Here is a 7,831-nt window from a genome sequence, read left to right as displayed (position 1 = left end):
GGGGCGCTGTAGACGGACAGCGGCATCGACCCGATCGCGCGGAGGGGTGTGAGGACCGCCGCCACCACCGCCCACCGGCAGAGCAGGAGGCATCCGCCCAGCGCCAGCAGGGCGACCCCGGCCGCCCCCACGACCTCGAACGGCGTCCCCGAATGCGGGGAGGAGACCAGCAGCCAGGCGGGGTCGGAACTGGGAACGGTGCCGAGCATGCCCCACTGGACGAGTTGGTCGAGACGCGCGCCGAACTCCTCGGTCGCCGGGGCGTCCACCCCGTACTCCTCGAGGAGGAGTCCACGCAGCCGCTCCGTGTTCCCCGAGCCCGACATCCAGTGGGACAGCCCGTACCCGGCCGAGGCCAGACCGGCCCCGACCAGCGACAGGGTCGTGGCGACCCGGGTGGAGGCGAGGTCGAGCCGCCCGACGGCGATGCCCGCGAGCACGAACGGCATCCAGGTCAGCGCGGGGTAGGACCCGGTGACCAGCAGTGCGGGCAGCCCGCCGGGGCTCGACAACTCCAGCGACTCGAAGACGTGGTACTCGTACGGCTGGCTGCTGGGCGCCCACCGCGAACGCAGCCAGAAGGACACCAGCGGGCCGAGGACGGCCCAGCCGGCCGCGATCGTCCAGAGCGTGGCCGGCCGCAGCCAGAGCAGCGGCAGGGCCAGTGCGAAGTACACGGCGTAGTAGCAGAGGATGACCAGTACCGGAGTGCCCAGCGCGTCCAGCACGAGGCCGAGCAGGAACAGCAGGAGGGCCCGGACGGCCAGCCGGGTGACGACGGCGCGACGGCCACCACCGGCGACGGGAGCTCGGCCACCACTGAGCAGGGCGAGCGAGACGCCCGCGAGCAGGGCGAACAGTGCCGCGGAGCGCCCGTGGAACACCTCCAGCGCCACGGCGCCCTCCGCGCCGTCCCGGGGGTGGGGGCCGATGTGGGCCGCGAACATCCCCAGCACCGCGAGGGCGCGCGCCACGTCGAGACCGAGAACCCGTGACGTCGGGCCGCTCGCCCTCGTCCGGCGTTCGCCGGTCAGTTCCACAGCGCCACCACGTCGACCCCGGCGGCGGCGAGGAGCTTCCTGGTCAGGGGAAGGCTGATGCCGACGACGTTCGACGGGTCCCCCTCCACCCCCTCCACGAACCAGCCGCCGAGACCGTCGAGGGTGAAGGCTCCCGCGACCTGGAGCGGTTCGCCCGTGGCGAGGTAGGCCTCCAGCTCGGCCTCGGTCGGCTCACCGAACCGGACGGTGGTGCCCGCGATGCCCTCCAGGGACCGGACCCGCCGCCCGTGTTCGATGCGGACCACCGCGTGTCCGGTCAGCAACTCGGCGCTGCTCCCGGCCAGGGTGCTCCACCGTTCCCGCGCGCGCTCGACCGAGCCGGGCTTGCCGACGGCGGTCACCCCCTCCGGGCCGGGTACCGCCAGCATCGAGTCGCAGGCGACGACGACCGAGTCGGGGTACTCGGAGGCGACCTCGGTGGCGACGGCGTCGGCCTTGGCCCTGGCGAGTTCGACGACGATCCGGGCAGGGTCGGGCCGGGACATCCCCTCGATGAGCGCCTCCTCGTCGACACCGGAGACCCTGACCACTGGGTCGACACCGGCGGCCCGCAGCACGCTGCGTCGGGCGGGTGAGGCCGAGGCGAGAATCAGCTGCACGGGTCGAGCGTAGAGGGCACCACCGCTCACCCGGTCAGGGGCGGGCAGCGGCGCCGGGCCCGGGAGCCCGCCGGTGCCCGCCCGGGAACCGGCTCACCAGCGGGGAAGCGCGGAACGCCGCCACGCCCCGGGGCCGGGGCTCAGCGGTTGGCGGCAGGATGCGGAGCGTTCCGCCCAGGGGGTCCGCTCCGGGGGAGCCGCGTCGACCGGCGCGGCCGAGGTCAGCGAGGCCACCACGCTGGTCAGCGCCGCCAGCTCGACGTCGTCCGGGGTGCCCCGGACGACCCGCAGCAGCGGACGCGCCGGCTGGCTCTCGTCGTTCGTGCTCATGCGTTCACCTCCGTTGACCGTCGGCCCGCCAGGATCAGAGCGGGATGTTCCCGTGCTTCTTGGGGGGCAGGGTCTCCCGCTTGTCCCGCAGCATCCGCAGCGACCGGGCGATGTAGCCCCGGGTGTGGGACGGCGGGATGACCGAGTCCACGTAGCCCCGCTCGGCGGCCACGTAGGGGTTGCACAGGGTGTCCTCGTACTCCTGCTGGAGCCGAGCCCGCACCTCGGCGATGTCCTCCCCCCGGTTCGCCGCCTCGACCAGGGTCCGGCGGTGCAGGATGTTGACCGCGCCCTGCGCCCCCATCACGGCGATCTGGGCGGTGGGCCAGGCCAGGTTCATGTCCGCGCCCAGGTGCTTGGACCCCATGACGTCGTAGGCGCCCCCGTAGGCCTTGCGGGTGATCACGGTGACCTTGGGAACCGTGGCCTCGGCGTAGGCGTAGAGCAGCTTGGCCCCGCGCCGGATGATGCCGTTCCACTCCTGGTCGGTGCCCGGCAGGAAGCCGGGGACGTCGACGAAGGTCAGCACCGGGATGTTGAAGGCGTCGCAGGTCCGGACGAAGCGGGCGGCCTTCTCACTGGCCGCGATGTCCAGCGTGCCGGCGAACTGGGTGGGCTGGTTGGCGACGACTCCGACGCTGTGCCCCTCCACCCGGCCGAACCCGATCACGATGTTGGGTGCGAACAGCTCCTGGACCTCGCAGAAGTCACCCATGTCGAGCACGCGGGTCACGACGTCCCGGATGTCGTAGGGCTGGTTCGGCGAGTCGGGGACGAGGGTGTCCAGCTCCCGGTCGCTCTCGGTCAGCGTCTCGGCGACCGGCCCCTCCCCGGTGTCCTCACCCTCGAACACCGGGGGCTCCGACAGGTTGTTCGAGGGGAGGTAGCTCAGCAGCGCCTTGACGTAGGAGATCGCGTCGTCCTCGTCCTCCGCCAGGTAGTGGGCGTTGCCGGACCGGGAGTTGTGCGTCTCCGCGCCCCCCAGCTCCTCGAACCCGACGTCCTCACCGGTCACCGTCCGGATGACGTCCGGGCCGGTCACGAACATGTGGGAGGTCTTGTCGACCATCACGGTGAAGTCGGTGATGGCGGGCGAGTACACCGCGCCGCCCGCGCAGGGCCCCATGATCAGCGAGATCTGGGGGATGACGCCCGAGGCGTGGGTGTTGCGGCGGAAGATCTCCCCGTAGAGCCCCAGGGAGACCACGCCCTCCTGGATCCGCGCGCCGCCGGAGTCGTTGATCCCGATGATGGGGCAGCCGGTCTTCATGGCGAGTTCCATGATCTTGACGATCTTCTCGCCGAGCACCTCGCCCAGTGAACCGCCGAAAATCGTGAAGTCCTGGGAGTAGACGCACACCTTCCGGCCGTCGACCGTGCCGAACCCGGTGACGACACCGTCGCCGAGGGGCCGGTTCTTCTCCATCCCGAAATTGGTGGACCGGTGGCGGGCGTGTTCGTCGATCTCCACGAAGGACCCCGGGTCGAGCAACATGTCGATCCGCTCGCGGGCGGTCTTCTTGCCCTTCGCGTGTTGCTTCTCGACCGCCCGGGCCGAGCCGGCGTGCACCGCCTCGTGGCTCCGGCGGTAGAGGTCGGCGAGCTTGCCCGCCGTGGTGTGGATGTCCGGCTGGGTGTCCGGCACTTCCCCGATCGGCTCCGTCGCGCTGCTCATGAGGAGGCAGCCTAGCGTTGTCGGAGCCACTTCTCCGCACCCTTGCCCGGACTCTTCCTCCTGGGAGCACACCCCATACCACCTGCCGTGATGCGGTAGTTCTGTGGAACTGGACCAAGAACGGACCGCTCGCTTTGTCGTCCACGCACGGGTGGGTGACGAGCGGTCGGCGCCGGGGGTGCGGACCCTCCCCGCGCCACCACGCGCCTGGCGCGGACAGGGTGGGCACCGGGACGTGTGCCAGGAGGGCCGCCCGCGCGCCCAGCTCCGGCGGGACGGCCCCGGCGCGGGCCGGGAAGGGGTGGCCGCCCGGCGGCGGTCGGACGCGCGGGAACGGTTCGAGAATAGTCGTCCCACTCCGAGGTGGGAAAACGGGAGAAACGTCGCGACTGGATATCCGGAAAGGCAGCCGCCGCATGCGGGCAGCGCGATCCGGAGAACCTGCTCGCGGGAGGAGGACGCGCCGTTCCCGTGGATTCGGATTCGAAGGTCGGATTCGAGGTCGATACCGGGGCGGCGAACGGACATCGGAACGTGGGGCCCGGTGTCGCCGAGCGAGGACGCCGCGCCGGAGGGACGGCACCGCGCCGCGGCCGAGGGCGACCCGGCCCACCACGAGGGGGCGGACGGTGGCCCGTTCGAGGCCGGCCCGGCCGGTGGGCGCGCGGCCGTTCGTAGGCTGGTGCGGTGCGCGCCCGACTCGACAGACCCCCGCTCGACCCGGCCCGGCTCCACCACGAGCTGGTGCTGGGCGGCGGCCCGTTCACCTCGGTCGAGGTGGTCGAGGTGACGGGGTCGACCAACGCGGACCTCGTGGACGCCGCCCGGCAGGGCGCCCCGGACCGCCGAGCGCTCCTCGCGGAGGAGCAGCGGGCCGGGCGCGGCCGGCTCCGGCGCGGCTGGGAGTCCCCACCCCGGGCGGGGCTCACCCTCAGCGTGCTGTTCCGGCCGGCGGAGGTACCGGGAACGGCGTGGGGCTGGTTGCCGCTGCTCACCGGCCTCGCCCTCGTGCGCGTGGTGCGCGAACGGTGCGGAGTCCACGCGGCCCTCAAGTGGCCGAACGACCTGCTCGTCGGTGCCGACGGCGCCAAGTGCGCCGGCATCCTCGCCGAGGTGGCCGTTCCCCCCGCGGGCCCGGAGGGGGCGAGGAACGCGACGGGGGGGCAGCGGCCCGCCGTGGTCGTCGGCGTCGGGCTCAACGTCACCCAGGAGGCCGAGGAACTGCCCAGCCGTCCTGGCGCGGTCCCGGCCACGTCGCTGGCGCTCCAGGGCGCGACCGAGACCGACCGCACCACCCTCGCCTCGGCGTTCCTCCACGAGCTGGCCGACGCGGAACGGCGGTGGCGGGACCACTCGGGAGACGTCCGCCGGTCCGGGCAGCTCGCCACCTACCGGGAACGGTGCGCCACCCTCGGCACCCGGGTGCGGCTCGACCTGCCCGGAGGGGGATGCGTGACGGGCGTCGCCGAGGACGTCGACGACCTGGGACAGCTGGTGTTGCGCACCGACGACGGCGCGTGCGCCCACTACCCGGCCGGAGACGTCCACCACCTGCGGGCGGAGACCAGGCCCTCCGGCGCGGGTGGTCGGAGCGGGACGTGACGGGATCGGGCCGGTTGCCGTCCCGCGCGGGGTGGCGCGCCGGTACGGTGATCAGGTCGGCAGCGGTACGGGCAGAGCGGGGAGGGATCCGTGGGATACCCGGAGAACATGCTCACCGACGACGAACGGGTGGTCATCCACAAGCATCCGCACTGGAAGACGCTCTTCTGGCCCACCATCGCCTTCCTCGTCATCGTGGGGGGCGGCTCCTACCTCGCGGCACTGGCCCAGGACCTCTCCTGGAACCAGATCGCCTGGATCTCGCTCGGGGTGCTGGGGGGCATCCTCATCCTCTGGTTGTTCGTCACCCCCCTCGTGCGGTGGCGCAGCACCCACTTCGTCGTCACCTCGGAGCGGGTCATGGTGCGGGAGGGAGTCCTGCACCGCACCGGCATCGACATCCCGCTGTCCCGGATCAACAGCGTCCGCTTCCAGCACAGCCTCATCGACCGGGTCCTCGGGTGCGGCACGCTCATCATCGAGTCGGCCTCCGAGGAACCCCTGGAGTTCGACGACATCCCCAGCGTCGAGCGGGTGCACGGCCTGCTCTACCACCAGATCAACGACGATGACGACGGCGAGTACTACTACCGGTCCCGTCCCCAGCGGGACCCGGACTAGCGGCCCTGGAGCAGGCGCTTCCGACACGGTGAGGAGCCAGCGTTGAGCACCCGCACTCCCGGCCTGCCCCAGACCGTTCCGGCACCCGAGGACGAGGGCTTGCCCCCACGGGTCACCATCTGGGAGGTGGGTCCCCGCGACGGCCTGCAGAACGAGTCCCGCCCCGTGGACCTCGCCGTCAAGCGCGAGTTCCTCGACCGGCTCGCCTCGGCGGGGCTTCCGGTCGTGGAGGCCACCAGCCTGGTCCACCCGAAATGGGTCCCCCAGCTCGCCGACGCCGAGGAGCTGCTGGCGGGGCTCACCCGCCGTCCCGGTGTCCGGTACCCGGTGCTGGTGCCCAACGAACGCGGCCTGGACCGCGCGCTGCGGGCCGGCGTCGAGGACATCGCCGTCTTCGCCAGCGCGACCGAGACCTTCGCCCGGCGCAACCTGAACCGGTCCTTCGACGAGCAGTTCGCCATGCTCGAACCGGTGGTGGCACGAGCGGTCGCGGAGGGGGCCCGGGTACGCGGCTACCTGTCGATGTGCTTCGGCGACCCCTGGGAGGGAGCGGTCCCGCCGGACCGCGTCGTGGCCTCGGGTACGCGGCTGGCGGAGATGGGGGTGGAGCAGCTCTCCCTCGGTGACACCATCGGAGTGGCGACGCCGGGCCACGTGCTCGCCGTGCTGTCCGCCTTCGAACGGGCCGGAACACCGGTCGAGACCCTCGCCGTCCACTTCCACGACACCTACGGGCAGGCCCTGTCGAACACCCTCACCGCGCTCCGAGCCGGCGTCCGGACGGTGGACTCCTCGGCGGGCGGGCTCGGTGGGTGCCCCTTCGCGGGGTCCGCCACCGGGAACCTCGCCACCGAGGACCTGGTGTGGATGCTGGACGGGCTCGGGGTGCGCCACGGCGTCGACCTGGCCGCGTTGGTCGAGACCAGCAGGTGGATGGCGGAACGGCTCGGCCGGCCCAGCGCCTCCCGGGTGGTCGCCGCGCTGGCGCCCTGAGGGCCGCCCGTGTTGGTGACCGACCGACCGCCGGGTCGGACGTGAAAAAGTTCCCCGTCTGGGGGAACCGGGAGGACGCGCCCGCCGTCAAAGCCGGAACCTGCCAGACCGGTACCCCGTGCCGGCGGCCACCCCGGAGGCGACCTTGGCCCACCTGGACCACCAGGCTGACGTGAACGCGCTGCTCGCCGACTACCGGCGCAGTCGGGAGCAGCTGGGCACCGTGCGCCGCGACCTCGTGGCGATCCGCGAGACCGCGAGCAGCCCGGACCGGACCGTCACGGCGACCGTCGGCTCCCAGGGCGCGTTGCGGGACCTGACTATCAGCCCGGACGCCTACCGCCGGCACCGGCCGGACGAACTCGCGAAACTCGTGCTCACCACGGTCTCCGAAGCCTCCCAGGCCGCGAGCCGGGCAGCCGAACGCGCCCTGGCCCCCGTGCTCCCCGAACGAGTCGGCTCCGACTCGGTGCTGGCGGGGACCGGGGACCTCTCCGACCGGGACCTGCTCCCGGGCGCCGAGGCGGTCGATCGAGGGCGGAACGAGGACGGCGACGCCGCTTCCCGGGGCGCGGACGAGGACGATTCGTTCGACGCGGTGAGCTGGCTGCGCCCGGGCGGGTGGTCCGGGTCAGGAGAGGGGAACGGACGATGAGCCACGACGGGTACCAGGTCGACCCGGAGCTGCTCGCCGACCGCGCCTCCGTGCTGGGTGCGGAGGCGGCCACGGCGGAGCGCATCCTCAACCGGCTGCGCGAGGTGCTGGACGCCACCGGAGCGTGCTGGGGCGACGACGAGATCGGCCGCCGGTTCGCCGCCGGCCACGTGGAACCCGCCGACACCACCCTGGAGCTGCTGGACGCGCTGCCCGGAAGGCTCACCGACCACACCGGCCGCCTCCACGCCGCGGCCGCCACCTACCGCGAAGCCGAGGAGACCAACACCAGCGT

At 72.7% G+C, this 7,831-nt stretch carries 9 protein-coding genes; 5 read left to right on the top strand and 4 right to left on the bottom strand.

Going from position 1 to position 7,831, the window contains the following annotated elements; all coding sequences use genetic code 11:
* The 4 genes from ACTIDRAF_RS27885 to ACTIDRAF_RS0208650 all read right to left on the bottom strand — a co-directional run.
* Positions 1 to 1,040, bottom strand: a 1,040-nt coding sequence (locus ACTIDRAF_RS27885) for a DUF418 domain-containing protein (protein WP_016698342.1), incomplete at its 3' end; no start/stop codon positions are given.
* The gene (locus ACTIDRAF_RS0208660) at positions 1,031 to 1,660 is read right to left on the bottom strand and encodes a Maf family protein (protein WP_016698341.1); all 630 of its coding nucleotides are present in this window, start codon (positions 1,658 to 1,660) and stop codon (positions 1,031 to 1,033) included. The genes ACTIDRAF_RS27885 and ACTIDRAF_RS0208660, both read right to left, overlap by 10 nt.
* A 93-nt stretch (positions 1,661 to 1,753) precedes the next feature.
* Entirely contained in the window at positions 1,754 to 1,990 is a 237-nt protein-coding gene (locus ACTIDRAF_RS0208655) for an acyl-CoA carboxylase subunit epsilon (RefSeq protein ID WP_016698340.1), read from the bottom strand.
* 34 nt (positions 1,991 to 2,024) lie between these two features.
* Complete coding sequence (locus ACTIDRAF_RS0208650) at positions 2,025 to 3,665, bottom strand: acyl-CoA carboxylase subunit beta (RefSeq protein ID WP_016698339.1); 1,641 nt, start codon at positions 3,663 to 3,665, stop codon at positions 2,025 to 2,027.
* Positions 3,666 to 4,352: 687 nt separating this feature from the next.
* Here ACTIDRAF_RS0208650 and ACTIDRAF_RS27880 point away from each other — a divergent pair.
* The 5 genes from ACTIDRAF_RS27880 to ACTIDRAF_RS27875 form a co-directional block, all read left to right on the top strand.
* Positions 4,353 to 5,267, top strand: a complete 915-nt coding sequence (locus ACTIDRAF_RS27880) for a biotin--[acetyl-CoA-carboxylase] ligase (RefSeq protein WP_016698338.1) — start codon at positions 4,353 to 4,355, stop codon at positions 5,265 to 5,267.
* 90 nt (positions 5,268 to 5,357) lie between these two features.
* The gene (locus ACTIDRAF_RS0208640) at positions 5,358 to 5,888 is read left to right on the top strand and encodes a PH domain-containing protein (protein WP_016698337.1); all 531 of its coding nucleotides are present in this window, start codon (positions 5,358 to 5,360) and stop codon (positions 5,886 to 5,888) included.
* Between the two features lie 42 nt (positions 5,889 to 5,930).
* The gene (locus ACTIDRAF_RS0208635; protein WP_016698336.1) at positions 5,931 to 6,881 is read left to right on the top strand and encodes a hydroxymethylglutaryl-CoA lyase; all 951 of its coding nucleotides are present in this window, start codon (positions 5,931 to 5,933) and stop codon (positions 6,879 to 6,881) included.
* Between the two features lie 118 nt (positions 6,882 to 6,999).
* A complete protein-coding gene (locus tag ACTIDRAF_RS34205) occupies positions 7,000 to 7,536 on the top strand; it encodes a YbaB/EbfC family nucleoid-associated protein (RefSeq protein ID WP_016698335.1) in 537 nt (178 codons plus the stop codon).
* On the top strand, positions 7,533 to 7,831 hold a 299-nt coding region (locus ACTIDRAF_RS27875), incomplete at its 3' end, for a WXG100 family type VII secretion target (protein ID WP_016698334.1). The genes ACTIDRAF_RS34205 and ACTIDRAF_RS27875, both read left to right, overlap by 4 nt.

It is taken from the genome of Actinoalloteichus spitiensis RMV-1378 (genome assembly GCF_000239155.1).
Taxonomy (GTDB): domain Bacteria; phylum Actinomycetota; class Actinomycetes; order Mycobacteriales; family Pseudonocardiaceae; genus Actinoalloteichus_B; species Actinoalloteichus_B spitiensis.
This window is presented reverse-complemented; position numbering and strand designations above follow the sequence as displayed.